Raw genomic sequence first — 14228 nt, 5'->3', positions numbered from 1 at the left:
CAACGCGCCAGGAAGCTCTAAGATGCGCCAATGTTTTCCGCTTGGCGAATCCGACGATGATACAGATCAGTGCCCTGCCCGCCTTCACCGACAACTACATCTGGTTGTTACAAGACCACAGCTCCCATCGCTGCGCCGTAGTCGATCCGGGCGACGCCGCGCCCGTAGAGGCGTGGCTCGCGGCGCACCCGGGTTGGGTGTTAAGCGATATTCTGATCACTCATCACCATCATGACCATGTCGGCGGCGTCGAGCGGCTGAAAAAAGCGACAGACGCAACCGTCCATGGCCCGGCCAGCGAGACCATCCCGGCACGGGACGTGGCCCTCAAGGACAGCGACCGGATCAACGTGCTGGGCTGGGACTTCGATGTCATCACAGTACCGGGCCATACCCTCGGGCATATCGCCTATTACCACCGTGGTCATTTGTTTTGCGGCGACACCCTGTTCGCTGCCGGTTGCGGACGCTTGTTCGAAGGCACGCCCGAGCAAATGCATCACTCGCTGAGCCGCCTCGCGGCGCTTCCCGAAGACACGCTGGTCTACTGCACCCACGAGTACACCCTGAGCAATCTGAAGTTTGCCGTGGCGGTCGAACCGGGCAATCCCGACACCCTCGAACGACTGGCCAAAGTCACCCGTCAACGGGAAGCCGGAATCATGACGCTGCCTTCGACCCTGGCGCTGGAAAAGCTCACCAATCCGTTTTTGCGTACCGGCGAAACATCCGTTAAAGAAAAAGTGGACGAACGGAATGGAACCGAAAACCGGGCGCCGAGTGCGGTCTTTGCTGCATTGCGGGCTTGGAAAGATACGTTCTAAGCTGCCTGCGCAATGGTACAAAAATTCTGAATGGTTGACCGCAGGGGGTGTGCTTTCTAGAATCGCCCGACATTTTCGCCCGGAACTTACTTCCAGCCAATGTCGTCACCTATTCGTAAAGCCACCAATTCAGACGCATTGACCCGCTTGGCTCAAGCCATCGCGGTGGCTGTGTCCGCCACTTTGGCGGGCTGTTCAAGCCATGTGCCGCAGACCGAAGCGACGCACACACCGAATATCGCCGCGCGAGCCAAGCAAAAACCAATCTGGCTCAGCGAAAAACCAACACCGCAAGTTCCCCAGGACGTCTGGGAGCGCATGCGCCAGGGCTTCCAGTTGCAAGACAACCTGGGCGTCAACCCGCGCATCGAGCAGCAGCGCCTGTGGTTCGCCAGTAACCCGTCCTTCCTCGAAAACGCCGGCGAACGCGGCAGCCTCTACATTCACTACATCGTCGAACGCCTTGAAGAACGCAACATGCCGCTGGAACTGGCGCTGTTGCCAGTGATTGAAAGCGCCTACAACCCGATGGCCTATTCCCGGGCCGACGCGGTGGGTCTTTGGCAATTCATTCCTTCCACCGGGCGTTACTTCAACCTGCGTCAAACCCGTTTCTATGATGGCCGTCGCGATATCACCGCCTCGACCACCGCGGCCATGGATTACCTGACCCGCCTGCACGACATGTTCAACGGTGACTGGCTACTGGCCCTGGCGGCCTACAACGCCGGCGAAGGCACGGTCAGCCGGGCCATCGAGCGCAACGAGAAGCTCGGCCTTCCAACCGATTATTGGAACCTGCCGCTGCCAGCGGAAACCCAGGCCTATGTGCCGAAGCTGCTGGCGTTGTCGCAAGTGGTGTTGGCGCCCGATGCCTATGGCGTGAACCTCAAGTCGATCGCCAACGAACCGTACTTCCAGGTCGTCGAAATCAACCAGCGCATGGACCTGTCCAAGGTTGCCGCGGTGGCCAACATCGACGAAGACGAACTGTTCCAGCTCAACCCAGCCTTCAAGCAACGCACTACCATCGACGGCCCCCAGCATCTGCTGGTGCCGACGTCCAAGGCGCAACTGCTGACTGCCAGCCTGTCGACCATGCGTCCTGAAGAGCTGATCAGCCAGCGGCCGCTCAAGCCGGTGTTCGAAGGTGCCGACGACAGCGAAATCGCCAGCATCAAGCGCGCCTACCGGGTCAAGCGCGGAGAAAATCTGGCCTCCATTGCCAGGGCCAACAAGGTCGACGTCAAGGACCTGCAACGCTGGAACAAGCTGAACGGCAAGAACCTCAAGGTCGGCCAGACCCTTGTGATGCAGGACACCAGCAAGCGCAGCGGCGGTCGCATCAACACTGTCATGGCGGCGAACAGCAAAACCAGCGGCAAGTCAGACAAACAGAAACCGCAGACCCAGTACAAGGTCCAGCAAGGCGACTCGTTGTACATGGTTGCCAAACGTTTCAATGTCGAAATGCAACACCTCAAGCGCTGGAACCCTCGGGTAGGCCAGGCGCTGAAACCGGGTCAGATGCTGACGGTTTCTTCCCCGCATTAAACAGCACGCCCTGCCTAGGGGCTTTTGTGGCGAGGGAGCTTGCTCCCGCTGGGTTGCGAAGCAGCCCCAAAACCTGAAATCCGGTAACTTCTGACACGCCGCGTACTAGGGTTTACGACTGCTTCGCAGCCGAGCGGGAGCAAGCTCCCTCGCCACAGGTTCTGCGATCCGCAGGGCTATCGAGGCAGCGGTTAACAACGCATTAAGCCCCCGTCTTTTTCCTGTCGATACAAGCTGTTACTGTACGGCCCACAAAGCCCAAGCCGCCTGGATCGGATCTCTGACTTGAAGCGTCCCCTCCTCCTTCTCCTGATCAGCCTGGCCTTGAGCTCCTCCGCAAGCGCGACGATCAGCGAAAGCCACGGTTATGCGCAGTTCGGCACGCTCAAGTACCCGGCCAGATTTACCCACTTCGACTGGGTCAACCCGCAAGCGCCCAAGGGCGGTACGTTGCGGGTGATGGCGTTTGGCACCTTCGATACGCTCAACCCTTACACCTTCAAAGGTTCGAGCCCGGTTTCCACGCCCAACTTCCTGCAATACGGCATCAACGAACTCAACGAACCGCTGATGGTCGGCACCGGCCAGTACGCGCCGTCGGGCGATGAGCCGACGTCCAGTTATGGCCTGATCGCCCAATCGGTGGAATACAGCGAGGACCGCAGCTGGGTGGTGTTCAACCTGCGCCCCGAAGCGCGCTTCCACGATGGCACGCCGATCACCGCCTATGATGTCGCGTTCTCCTATCGCCTGCTGCTCAAGGAAGGTCATCCGCAATACCGCACCAACCTGCAGGAAGTGTCGCGGGTCGACATCCTCAACCCGCAGCGCATTCGCTTCGTCTTCAAGCGCTCCGGCAATCCGTTGCTGATCCTGCGCCTGGGCGAGTTGCCGGTGCTGCCCCAGCATTACTGGAAAGATCGCGATTTCAAGGCCACCACCTTCGAGCCGCCATTGGGCAGCGGGCCGTATCGCATCACTTCGGTAACCCCCGGGCGGCAGATCGTCTTCGAACGGGTCAAGGATTACTGGGGCAAGGACCTGCCGGTCAATCGCGGCAAATACAACGTCGATCGCATGGAAGTCGAGTTCTACCGTGACAGCGACGTGGCCTTCGAAGCGTTCAAGGCCGGCGAGTTCGACATCTACATCGAGCATCAGGCAAAAAACTGGGACAACGGCTACGACTTCCCGGCCGTGCGCCGTGGCGAGGTGATCAAAGCGCAGATCCCGCACCAGATCCCGACCCAGAGCCAGGGCCTGTTCATGAACACTCGGCGGTCGACCTTCGCCCAGATCAAGGTCCGTGAAGCGCTGGGGCTGATGTTCGATTTCGAGTGGACCAACCGCACGCTGTTCAGCGGCGCCTACACACGCGCCATGAGTTACTACCCCAACAGCGAGTTCTCTGCCACGGGACTGCCGGTCGGCCACGAGTGGCTGTTGCTCAAGCCCTATCGCGATCAGTTGCCCGCCAAGCTGCTCACCGAGCCGTTCAGCCTGCCGCAAACCGAAGGCCGCGGCATTCCGCGCGAAACCATGCGCAAGGCCTTGGGCCTGCTCGCCGAAGCCGGCTGGAAGCTCAATGGCCAGCGGCTGCAGAACAGCATCGGCCAACCGCTACGCTTCGAGATCCTGCTGGTCAACCCGAACCTGGAGCGGATCCTTCAGCCTTACGTCGAGAACCTCGCCAGCATCGGTATCGACGCACGGCTGCGCACGGTCGATCGCGCCCAGTACAAACAGCGCCTCGATCAATTCGATTTCGACATGATCCTGATGACCCTCAACCAGACCCTCAGCCCGGGCCTGGAGCAATGGCAGTACTTCCACTCCAGCCAGGTCGGGATCAAGGGCAGCAAGAACTACGCAGGCATCGCCGACCCGGTGGTCGACCATTTGCTCGAACAGCTGCTCGGCGCCCAGACCCGGGATGAACAAGTCGCCGCCGGCAAGGCGCTCGACCGGGTGCTGCTATGGCAGCACTACATCATTCCCAACTGGTACCTCAATTATCACCGTTTGGCCTACCGCAACCGGTTCGCCTTCGTCACCACGCCGCCCTATACCCTGGGCCTGAGCGCGTGGTGGCTGAAATCTTCGGAGAAAGATCAATGACTCCCTTACGCGCCCTGCTCTTGCAGGCCAGCGGTCTGTTGTTCGCCGGGCTGGCCTGCGCCGCCCCGCAACATGCCTTGACCCTGTACAACGAGCCGCCGAAATACCCGGCCGACTTCAAGCACTTCGATTACGTAAACCCCGACGCGCCCAAGGGCGGGATCTTCCGTCAGGCCGGGTTCGGTGGCTTCGACAGCCTCAATCCGTTCATCAGCAAAGGCGTGCCGGCCGACGACATCAGCATGATCTACGACACCCTGGCCAAACAGGGTCTGGATGAACCCTTCACTGAATACGGCCTGATCGCCGGCAAAATCGAGAAAGCCCCGGACAACAGCTGGGTGCGCTTCTACCTGCGTCCCGAAGCTCGTTTTCACGACGGCCACCCGGTGCGCGCCGAGGACGTGGTGTTCAGCTTCCAGACCCTGATCAAGGACGGCGCCCCGCTTTATCGCGGCTATTACAGCGACGTGGAAGAAGCGATCGCCGAAAACCCGCTCACCGTGCTGTTCAAGTTCAAGCACACCAACAACCGCGAACTGCCGCTGATCCTCGGCCAATTGCCGGTATTGCCCAAGCATTGGTGGGCCACCCGCGACTTCAACAAGGGCAACCTGGAACTGCCGCTCGGCAGCGGCCCGTACAAAGTCAGCGAAGTGAAGGCCGGGCGTTCGGTGCGCTATGAACGGGTCAAGGACTATTGGGGCAAGGACCTGCCGGTCAATCGCGGGTTCTACAACTTCGATGTGATGACCACTGACTATTACCGCGACAACACCGTTGCGCAGGAAGCGCTCAAGGCCGGTCAATTCGACTACTGGCTGGAAATGTCCGCGAAAAACTGGGCCAAGGCCTACAACATTCCGGCGGTGACCGAAGGGCGGCTGATCAAGGAAGAGATCCCCAACGGCAACCCCACCGGCATGCAAGGCTTCGTGTTCAACCTGCGTCGTCCGGTGTTCCAGGATGTGCGCGTGCGCCAGGCGCTGACTCTGTTGCTGGACTTCGAGTGGACCAACAAGCAACTGTTCAACGGTGCCTACGTGCGCACCCGCAGTTACTTCGAAAACTCGGAGATGGCCGCCACTGGCCTGCCGGACGCCGATCAACTGGCGATTCTCGACCCGTTCCGCGGCAAGATTCCCGAGCAGGTGTTCAGCGAGGCGTTCCAGAACCCGCTGACCGACGCCAGCGGAATGATCCGTACCCAGCAGCGCAAAGCCTATCAACTGCTGCAAGAGGCCGGCTGGCGGATCGTCGACGACAAGATGGTCGACGCCACCGGCAAACCGGTGACTATCGAGTTCCTGCTGGCCCAGACTGAGTTCGAGCGGGTACTGCTGCCGTTCAAGCGCAACCTCAGCGACTTGGGCATCGACCTGGTGATCCGTCGGGTCGACGTCTCGCAATACATCAACCGCGTACGCTCCCGGGACTTCGACATGATTGTCGGCAGCTTCCCGCAATCCAACTCGCCGGGTAACGAACAGCGTGAGTTCTGGATGACCGCCGCCGCCGACAAACCCGGCAGCCGCAACTCCATGGGCCTGAAAGACCCGGTGGTGGACCAACTGGTCGAGCAACTGATCAACGCCGATTCACGCAAAAGCCTGGTGGCCCACGCCCGGGCGCTGGACCGGGTGCTGCAATGGGGCTATTACGTGATCCCCAACTGGCACATCAAGACCTGGCGCGTGGCGTACTGGAACCACATCGGCCACCCGAAGGTTTCGCCCAAATATGACATCGGCATCAACACCTGGTGGGTCAAGCCCGACGCGACACCTGCGATAGAAGTCGAAACCAAACTGCAAGCCGACCCTGCGGGCACGGAGTAATCAGATGCTGGCGTATATTTTTCGGCGACTGCTGCTGATCATCCCGACCCTGTTTGGCATTCTGCTGATCAACTTTGTGATCATCCAGGCCGCCCCCGGTGGGCCGGTGGAACAGATGATCGCCAAGCTCGAAGGCTTCGAAGGCGCCACCAGCCGCATTGCCGGCGGCGGTGCCGAAGTGTCGGTGGCCGGCTCGGCCTATCGTGGGGCGCAAGGCCTGGACCCGGCGCTGGTCAAGGAAATCGAGCACATGTACGGCTTCGACAAATCGGCGCCGGAACGCTTGTGGATCATGATCAAGAACTACGCCACCCTGGATTTCGGCGACAGCTTCTTCCGCGACGCCAAGGTCATCGACCTGATCAAGGAAAAGATGCCGGTGTCGATCTCTCTCGGGCTATGGAGCACGCTGATCATGTACCTGGTGTCGATCCCGCTGGGGATCGCCAAGGCGACGCGACACGGCAGCCACTTCGATGTGTGGACCAGTTCAGCGATCGTTGTCGGCTACGCGATCCCGGCGTTCCTGTTCGCCATCCTGCTGATTGTGGTGTTTGCCGGCGGCAGCTATTTCGACTGGTTCCCGCTACGGGGCCTGACCTCGAACAACTTTGATGAGCTCAGCACCGGCGGCAAGATCCTCGATTATTTCTGGCACCTGTCTCTGCCGGTCACTGCACTGGTGATCGGCCACTTCGCGACCATGACGCTGCTGACCAAAAACAGCTTCCTCGACGAAATCAACAAGCAATACGTGGTCACCGCCAAGGCCAAGGGCCTGACCCGTCACCGCGTGCTCTACGGCCATGTGTTTCGCAACGCGATGCTGTTGGTGATCGCCGGCTTCCCTTCAGCGCTCATCGGGATCTTCTTCACCGGCTCATTGCTGGTGGAAGTGATCTTCTCCCTTGACGGCCTCGGCCTGATGAGTTTCGAAGCAGCGATCAACCGCGACTACCCGATCGTCTTCGGCACGCTGTTCATCTTCACGCTGCTGGGGCTGGTGCTCAAGCTGATCGGCGACCTCACGTACACCCTTGTCGATCCGCGCATCGACTTCGAAAGCCGGGAGCATTGAGATGAACCTGTCCCCTCTCAATCGCCGACGTTTCGAGCTGTTCAAGGCCAACAAGCGAGGCTGGTGGTCGTTGTGGCTGTTTCTGATTCTGTTCGGCGCAAGCCTCGGCGCCGAGCTGATCGCCAACGACAAACCGCTGGTGGTGCATTACGACAACGCCTGGTACTTCCCGGCGCTCAAGCGCTATCCGGAAACCGCGTTCGGCGGCGAATTCCCGCTGGAAGCCAACTACAAGAGCCCGTACATCCGCGAACTGCTCAAGGCCAAGGACGCCTGGGTGGTGTGGGCGCCAATCCCCTACAGCTACCAGAGCATCAACTACGACCTGAAAGTCCCGGCCCCCGCGCCGCCGTCCGCCGACAACCTGCTGGGCACCGACGATCAGGGCCGCGACGTGCTGGCCCGGGTGATTTACGGTTTCCGGATTTCGGTGCTGTTCGCTTTGACGCTGACCATTCTCAGCTCGATCATCGGCGTGATCGCCGGCGCCTTGCAGGGCTTTTATGGCGGCTGGGTCGACCTGGCCGGGCAGCGTTTCCTGGAGATCTGGTCCGGGCTGCCGGTGCTGTACCTGCTGATCATCCTCGCCAGTTTCGTGCAGCCGAACTTCTGGTGGCTGCTGGGGATCATGTTGCTGTTTTCGTGGATGAGCCTGGTGGATGTGGTACGCGCCGAGTTCCTGCGCGGGCGGAATCTGGAATACGTGCGCGCGGCCCGGGCGCTGGGCATGCAGAATGGTGCGATCATGTTCCGCCACATTTTGCCCAACGCCATGGTCTCGACCATGACCTTCATGCCGTTCATCCTGACCGGCGCCATCGGTACGCTGACCGCCCTCGACTTCCTTGGCTTCGGTTTGCCGCCGGGCGCCCCGTCGCTGGGTGAGTTGGTGGCGCAGGGCAAATCCAACCTGCAAGCACCGTGGCTCGGTATGAGTGCGTTTGCGGTGCTGGCGTTGATGTTGAGTCTGCTGGTGTTTATAGGCGAGTCCGCTCGCGATGCCTTCGACCCGAGGAAGTGAAATGAATCAGGACAATCTGATCGAAGTGCGCGACCTGGCCGTCGAATTTGTCGTTGGCGAGCACGTTCAGCGGGTGGTCGAAGGCGTCAGCTTCGACATCAAGCGCGGCGAAACCCTGGCGCTGGTGGGTGAAAGCGGCTCCGGCAAATCGGTGACCGCCCACTCGATCCTGCGGCTGTTGCCCTACCCGCTGGCCCGGCATCCGTCCGGCACCATCACCTATTCAGACCGGAACCTGTTGGAGCTGAAAGAGAAAACCATCCGCCACATCCGCGGCAACCGGATCGCGATGATCTTTCAAGAGCCGATGACCTCGCTCAACCCGCTGCACTCGATCGAGAAGCAGATCAACGAGGTATTGGGCATCCACAAGGGCCTGACCGGCAAAGTCGCGACCAGGCGCACGCTGGAGCTGCTGGAGATGGTCGGCATCCCGGAACCCGAGAAACGTCTCAAGGCCCTGCCCCACGAATTGTCCGGTGGCCAGCGCCAGCGGGTGATGATCGCCATGGCCCTGGCCAACGAGCCGGAACTGCTGATCGCCGACGAACCGACCACCGCGCTGGATGTGACTGTTCAGCTGAAAATCCTCGAATTGCTCAAGGAATTGCAGGCCCGCCTGGGCATGGCGTTGTTACTGATCAGTCACGATTTGAACCTTGTACGAAGAATTGCGCATCGCGTATGTGTCATGCAGCGCGGTTGCATCGTCGAACAGGCATCGTGCGAAGAATTGTTCCGCGCGCCGCAGCATCCGTACACCCGGGAACTGCTGGCAGCGGAGCCCAGCGGCAAGCCTGCGACCAATGTAATTGGCCCGCCATTGCTGCAGGTCGAGGACCTGAAAGTCTGGTTCCCGATCAAGAAAGGCTTTCTGAAAAAGACCGTCGACCACATCAAGGCGGTGGACGGCATCAATTTCAGCCTGCCCCAGGGACAGACTCTGGGGATTGTGGGAGAAAGCGGTTCCGGCAAGTCGACGCTAGGTTTGGCGATTTTGCGGCTGATCGGCAGCAAAGGGGCAATCCGTTTTGAAGGCAAGCAGCTAGACTGCCTGACGCAGCAACAGGTTCGGCCGCTGCGGCGGGAAATGCAGGTGGTGTTCCAGGACCCTTTCGGCAGCCTGAGCCCACGGATGTGCGTGAGCCAGATCGTCGGTGAAGGCCTGCGGATCCACAAGATGGGCACCGAGGCCGAGCAGGAACAAGCGATTATTGCGGCACTCAAGGAGGTAGGCCTGGATCCGGAAACCCGGCACCGCTACCCCCATGAATTTTCCGGTGGGCAGCGGCAGAGAATCGCCATTGCCCGGGCTTTAGTGCTAAAACCGGCGTTGATTCTGCTGGACGAGCCGACTTCGGCCCTCGACCGCACCGTGCAACGCCAAGTGGTGGAGCTGCTACGTTCACTGCAAACCAAGTACAACCTGACGTATTTGTTTATCAGCCATGACCTGGCTGTCGTCAAAGCGCTGAGCCACCAACTGATGGTGGTCAAGCATGGCCAAGTGGTCGAACAGGGAGACGCGCAAAGTATTTTTGCCGCCCCCCAACATCCGTATACACAGCAGTTGCTGGAAGCCGCTTTTCTGGCACCAGCCACTGCGCAATAAACCTGAAAGAGAGGAGCAACACATGGGTTTTCTCGCCGGTAAGCGCGTACTGATCGTCGGTGTCGCCAGCAAGCTGTCCATCGCATCCGGCATCGCTGCCGCCATGCATCGCGAGGGCGCTGAGCTTGCCTTCACTTATCAGAACGACAAACTCAAGGGTCGTGTCGAAGAGTTCGCACAAGGCTGGGGTTCGAGCCCTGAGCTGTGCTTCCCGTGCGACGTGGCCAGCGACGCAGAGATCGCCAAGGTCTTCGAAGAGTTGAGCAAGAAGTGGGACGGCCTGGACTGCATCGTGCACTCCGTCGGCTTCGCACCGGGCGACCAACTGGACGGCGACTTCACCGAAGCCACCACCCGTGAAGGTTTCCGCATCGCTCACGACATCAGCGCCTACAGCTTCGTGGCCCTGGCCAAGGCTGGTCGCGAAATGATGAAAGGCCGCAATGGCAGCCTGCTGACCCTGTCGTACCTGGGCGCCGAGCGCACCATGCCGAACTACAACGTAATGGGCATGGCCAAGGCTTCCCTGGAAGCTGGCGTACGTTACCTGGCCGGCTCCCTGGGCCCGGACGGCACCCGCGTCAACTGCGTATCGGCTGGCCCGATCCGCACCCTCGCCGCTTCCGGCATCAAGAACTTCCGCAAAATGCTGGCCGCCAACGAAGCGCAAACCCCGCTGCGTCGTAACGTCACCATCGAAGAAGTCGGCAACGCCGGCGCCTTCCTGTGCTCGGACCTGGCGTCCGGCATCAGCGGCGAAATCATGTACGTAGACGGCGGCTTCAACACCACCGCCATGGGCAACATCGAAGAGTGATCTTCGGCTAGCCGTTAAAAAACCCGCCTCTTCAGGCGGGTTTTTTTTGCCTTCAAATTCAAAAGATCTTCACAACAAACACTGGGCAAACAACTGCTGGATCGGCTGTGTACGCTGGCTATAACGCTGCAACAGCACGATCTCCCGGTAGAACGTCAGCTCTCCCAGCGGGATGATCCGGACCTTCGCCCCATGCTCAAGCCACAGCCCCGCCTCGGGCAGCAGTGAAACGCCGAGTCCACATTCAACCATCTTCACGATCGCTTCCAGCTCGTCGAGCTCCAGCGCTACTTGCACATCAATCTGCTGCTCGCGCAAAAAGCGCGTCACCAATCGCCCACCGAATGAATTGCGGTCGTAGCGTACGTGGGGATGGCTGGCGAGTAACTGCAGCGGGTCATCCCCCTCGAGGTCGGCCGGCACGATCAGCACAAACGGCTCCCGGCGAATGACTTGCACCGATAATTCCTTGGGTAATTCAAACGGCGGCTTGATCAGAATCGCCAGGTCCACTTCGCCAGTGTCCACCTGGCTCAGCAGGTTCAGGGATACCCCCGGCACCAGTTTCGCCTCCAGCAATGGCGCCTGTTGCCGGAGTCGCAACAGCGCCCGTGGCAACAAACCGGTCTGGACGGTAGCCACCGCGCCGATCTTCAATTCGCCACGAAACTCGCTGATGTCATCACTAACGGCCATGCGACTGAAGATCTCGAGCATTTCCTGAGCCATCGGCAACGCTCGTTGCCCTGCGGCATTGAGGAGCGCCTGACGCCCGGTGCGATCGAACAGACGTATGCCCAACGCCTGCTCCAGATTGCGGATCTGCGCGCTGACCGCCGACTGAGTCAGGCCGATGTGCATGCCTGCCGCTGCGAACGTGCCATGGCGCGTCACGGCAATGAAGGTTTTCAGTTCCCGCAGCATACGGCTCCCCAATTGATCGAAATAATTTGAGCTCGCTGCAAAAACTATCGTCTTTTAATCAAAAAGCACAGGACTAAACTCAGCCTCAACGCTCAACCCGTCGAGGCACATCCGATGCAACTGTCCCCTTTTCATTTGGCCATCCCGGTTTACGATCTGGACGCTACCCGGCGTTTCTATGGCGAGGTGTTCGGCCTGGAAGAAGGTCGCTCCAGCGATCACTGGGTCGATTTCAACTTTTTCGGCCATCAACTGGTGATTCATCTGGCCCCGAAAAACGCTTCTCAGGAGGCCGCCCATACCAACGCCGTGGATGGCCACGACGTACCGGTGCCGCATTTCGGTGTGGTATTGCCGATGGAAGAATGGGAGGCGCTGGCCGAACGCCTGAAAGCCCTGGGCACACACTTCGTGATCGAGCCGGGCATCCGGTTTCAGGGATTGGTGGGCGAACAGGCCACGATGTTTCTCTTCGATCCCTGCGGCAATGCCTTGGAGTTCAAGGCATTCAAAAATATCAATCAGTTGTTCGCCAAATGATCCGCCCATCCCTTGATGCCACCACCCTCAGTGAAGCGGTGGTCAATGGCGAGACCACCGCTGCCATCATCGCCGAAACCTTTCTTGAGCGCATTCAGGCGCGGGAGCCGGATATCCAGGCTTTTGTCTCGTTCGACGCCCGGCAGGTACGCGCCGATGCGGCGCAGCACAACGGCCGTGGCCTGCTGGCCGGCGTCCCCGTGGGCATCAAGGACATTTTCGACACCGCTGCCTACCCCACACAGTTCTATTCACCCATTTATACCGACCATCAACCCTCCCGGGACGCCCACGTCGTGACGCTGCTGCGCCAGGCCGGGGCGCTGATCATGGGCAAGACCCATACCACCGAGTTTGCGTACATGCACACCGGTCCAACCCGCAATCCCCACGACCTTACGCGAACACCGGGCAGCTCCAGCGCGGGCTCGGCGGCCGGGATGGCAGCAGGGTTCTTTGCCCTGGCGCTGGGCACCCAGACAGCTGGCTCGTTGCTCAAGCCGGCATCCTACTGCGGCCTCTTCGCTTTCAAACCGTCGCTGGGGCTGGTGTCGCTGGAAGGGGTAAAACCGTTGGCGCCGAGCTTCGACACCGTGGGTTGGTATGGCCAGTCAGTGCGCGACCTGCACCTGGTAGCGCGCGTGTTGATTCCCGGGTTTGTGATGCCTGACATCGAGGGGCGTCCACTGCAATTGGGGTTCTGCCGCACATCACGCTGGAATCAAGTGGACCCCGACGTGGTCCTTGCCCTGGAACAGGCGGTGGATCAGTTGCGCAGCGCCGGCCATCACGTGAGCGACGTACGGCTGCCGGATGAGTTTGCCGGTGTATTCGACGATCATCAGTTGATTAACGATTGCGAAGGTGCCCGCTCGCTGGCGAAGGAGTTTCAACAACACCGAACACAATTGAGCCCTTCGACCCTGGCCATGTTCGAGCGGGCGGCGACCACAACCTGGCAACAGGAATCCGCTGCCAAGGCGCGCCTGGCTGATCTTGCCCCACGCTTGAGCGAGCTTTGCCGCCCTTTCGACGCCATGCTCGGCGCCTCTTGCGGGATGGTCGCGCCGGTCGGCCTGGAAAGCACCGGGCCGTCGGACTTCATCAAGTTTTGGGGGGCGTTTGGCTTGCCGCAACTGAACATCCCGCTGAGGCCCGGCCAAGCCATGTTGCCTGTCGGGCTACAGATGATCGGAAGGTTCAGAGAGGATGGTCAGCTGTTACGAACGGCCGAGCACGTTGCAGCGGTTTTGCAAGGCGCCATTCAAGAATGACGAGCTTCGAACTGTCGGGCACGCAACGCCTTATCGACCAGAGCCAGCAGGTCTTGCGCCGTTTGGGTTAGCTGGGCATCAAACTCGATCTGCCCGACACTGAAGCGAATGTCATAGCCACGATGCACCGTGGCATTACGCTCATCGAGTATTTCTTCGAGGCGCGCCCTGATTGCGGCAATCTCCACCGTGTTGGCGCCGGTCAACAAGGCAGCAAACTCATCGCTGCCCAGCCGACCGATCACATCGCTTTCACGAAAAGCGATGCGCAACACGTCGGCAAAGGTTTTCAGGGCGTTGTCGCCCTCGGCACGCCCATACAACCGGTTGATGTGCTTGAAGTCATCAAGGTCGAAAAACAACAGGGTCGCAGGTTGGCCCAGCTGTCGACAGGCCTCCAGCGCCAATTCGGACAGAGCCTCGAAGCCATGACGATTGGACAGCAGCGTCAACTCATCCATGCTCGCCATCTGCACGCCCATCAGTTCTTGCTCGGCCTTGCGCGCCAGGTCGCGCAGTACATCGCGGTCCTGCACGGCGCCGTCGAGGACGTTCGGCGTGCCCGCGCCGGGTTTGAGCGGTTTGTCTGGGGTTAGCATTACTCACTCCCTTGATGGATATAAACGTT

General features: G+C 60.2%; 12 protein-coding genes. 10 read left to right on the top strand and 2 right to left on the bottom strand.

The features are described from left to right. The first annotated feature begins 56 nt into the window (after nucleotides 1–56). The 8 genes from gloB (at nucleotide 57) to fabI (ending at nucleotide 10862) form a co-directional block, all read left to right on the top strand. The gene (gene gloB, locus ACCC96_RS18560; protein WP_413696558.1) at nucleotides 57–824 is read left to right on the top strand and encodes a hydroxyacylglutathione hydrolase; all 768 of its coding nucleotides are present in this window, start codon (nucleotides 57–59) and stop codon (nucleotides 822–824) included. A gap of 99 nt (nucleotides 825–923) precedes the next feature. Beyond that, nucleotides 924–2378, top strand: coding sequence for a transglycosylase SLT domain-containing protein (locus ACCC96_RS18555; RefSeq protein WP_413696557.1), 1455 nt, complete (start codon nucleotides 924–926; stop codon nucleotides 2376–2378). 309 nt (nucleotides 2379–2687) lie between these two features. Next, on the top strand, nucleotides 2688–4496 hold the full coding sequence (locus ACCC96_RS18550) for an extracellular solute-binding protein (protein ID WP_408981126.1): 1809 nt from the start codon (nucleotides 2688–2690) through the stop codon (nucleotides 4494–4496). Continuing rightward, on the top strand, nucleotides 4493–6334 hold the full coding sequence (locus ACCC96_RS18545) for an extracellular solute-binding protein (RefSeq protein ID WP_413696556.1): 1842 nt from the start codon (nucleotides 4493–4495) through the stop codon (nucleotides 6332–6334). Before ACCC96_RS18550 ends, ACCC96_RS18545 begins: the two co-directional genes overlap by 4 nt. 4 nt (nucleotides 6335–6338) lie before the next feature. Further along, nucleotides 6339–7412, top strand: coding sequence for a microcin C ABC transporter permease YejB (locus ACCC96_RS18540; RefSeq protein WP_413696555.1), 1074 nt, complete (start codon nucleotides 6339–6341; stop codon nucleotides 7410–7412). Nucleotide 7413: 1 nt separating this feature from the next. Then, nucleotides 7414–8433: an ABC transporter permease gene (locus tag ACCC96_RS18535; RefSeq protein WP_007906755.1), complete on the top strand. Its 1020-nt coding sequence runs from the start codon at nucleotides 7414–7416 to the stop codon at nucleotides 8431–8433. Nucleotide 8434: 1 nt separating this feature from the next. Next, nucleotides 8435–10045 (top strand): ABC transporter ATP-binding protein, encoded by a 1611-nt coding sequence (locus tag ACCC96_RS18530; protein WP_018929627.1) that lies wholly within the window; start codon nucleotides 8435–8437, stop codon nucleotides 10043–10045. A 22-nt stretch (nucleotides 10046–10067) separates the two neighbouring features. Next, a complete protein-coding gene (gene fabI, locus ACCC96_RS18525; protein ID WP_007937760.1) occupies nucleotides 10068–10862 on the top strand; it encodes an enoyl-ACP reductase FabI in 795 nt (264 codons plus the stop codon). 69 nt (nucleotides 10863–10931) lie between these two features. On the opposite strand, the gene ACCC96_RS18520 is transcribed toward fabI, so the two are convergent. Further along, nucleotides 10932–11786 (bottom strand): LysR family transcriptional regulator, encoded by an 855-nt coding sequence (locus ACCC96_RS18520; RefSeq protein ID WP_018929628.1) that lies wholly within the window; start codon nucleotides 11784–11786, stop codon nucleotides 10932–10934. 114 nt (nucleotides 11787–11900) lie between these two features. On the opposite strand from ACCC96_RS18520, the gene ACCC96_RS18515 reads away from it, so the two are divergent. Together ACCC96_RS18515 and ACCC96_RS18510 are read left to right on the top strand one after the other, a co-directional pair. Next, nucleotides 11901–12326 carry a VOC family protein gene (locus ACCC96_RS18515; protein ID WP_019579332.1) on the top strand — a complete coding sequence of 142 codons (426 nt, stop codon included), beginning with the start codon at nucleotides 11901–11903 and terminating at the stop codon, nucleotides 12324–12326. Beyond that, nucleotides 12323–13600 (top strand): amidase, encoded by a 1278-nt coding sequence (locus tag ACCC96_RS18510; RefSeq protein ID WP_413696554.1) that lies wholly within the window; start codon nucleotides 12323–12325, stop codon nucleotides 13598–13600. Before ACCC96_RS18515 ends, ACCC96_RS18510 begins: the two co-directional genes overlap by 4 nt. On the opposite strand, the gene ACCC96_RS18505 is transcribed toward ACCC96_RS18510, so the two are convergent. Beyond that, nucleotides 13591–14199, bottom strand: coding sequence for a GGDEF domain-containing protein (locus ACCC96_RS18505; protein ID WP_413696553.1), 609 nt, complete (start codon nucleotides 14197–14199; stop codon nucleotides 13591–13593). The genes ACCC96_RS18510 and ACCC96_RS18505 overlap by 10 nt on opposite strands. Between the last annotated feature and the right edge of the window lie 29 nt (nucleotides 14200–14228).

Origin of the sequence: Pseudomonas sp. Pseusp11 (assembly GCF_047304405.1) — a bacterium.
Lineage (GTDB): Bacteria > Pseudomonadota > Gammaproteobacteria > Pseudomonadales > Pseudomonadaceae > Aquipseudomonas.
The sequence above is the reverse complement of the archived record's forward strand: the minus strand, read 5'-3'. Positions and strand labels throughout refer to the sequence as shown.